Source organism: Mesobacillus boroniphilus (assembly GCF_018424685.1).
GTDB lineage: Bacteria > Bacillota > Bacilli > Bacillales > Cytobacillaceae > Mesobacillus > Mesobacillus boroniphilus_A.
This window is the reverse complement of record NZ_QTKX01000018.1, coordinates 1-454: the sequence shown is the minus strand read 5'-3', so window position 1 is coordinate 454 and position 454 is coordinate 1. Positions and strand designations below refer to the sequence as shown.

The 454-nt window shown below is 32.8% G+C and carries 2 pseudogenes; both read left to right on the top strand.

Annotated elements, in window-relative coordinates:
* Window positions 1-89: pseudogene (locus DYI25_RS22275) on the top strand (histidine racemase CntK); the annotation flags it as partial.
* 10 nt (window positions 90-99) lie between these two features.
* A pseudogene (gene cntL / locus DYI25_RS22270) lies at window positions 100-454 on the top strand (D-histidine (S)-2-aminobutanoyltransferase CntL); the annotation flags it as partial.

The window sequence follows — 454 nt, the reverse complement described above, 5'->3', positions numbered from 1 at the left end:
CATCAAAGCGATGTCATCAATTGGGATATCAAACTTCAATTAAAGGACAGGTTACAACTGTAGCTACAGGAAAAGCATATATAGAATAAGGAGCCTACAATGAATAACTTTAATAATGAAATCAAATTGATATTACAACAATATTTAGAAAAGTTTGAGGCGCATTACGAGCGTCTATTACAAGACAATCAATATATCGAAGCATTAGAAACATTGATGGATGACTATAGTGAATTTATTTTAAATCCTATTTATGAACAACAATTTAATGCTTGGCGTGACGTTGAAGAAAAAGCACAATTAATAAAATCACTGCAATATATTACAGCGCAGTGTGTTAAACAAGTGGAAGTCATTAGAGCTAGACGTCTATTAGACGGACAGGCGTCTACCACAGGTTACTTTGACAATATAGAACATTGTATTGATGAAGAGTTTGGACAATGTAGTATAG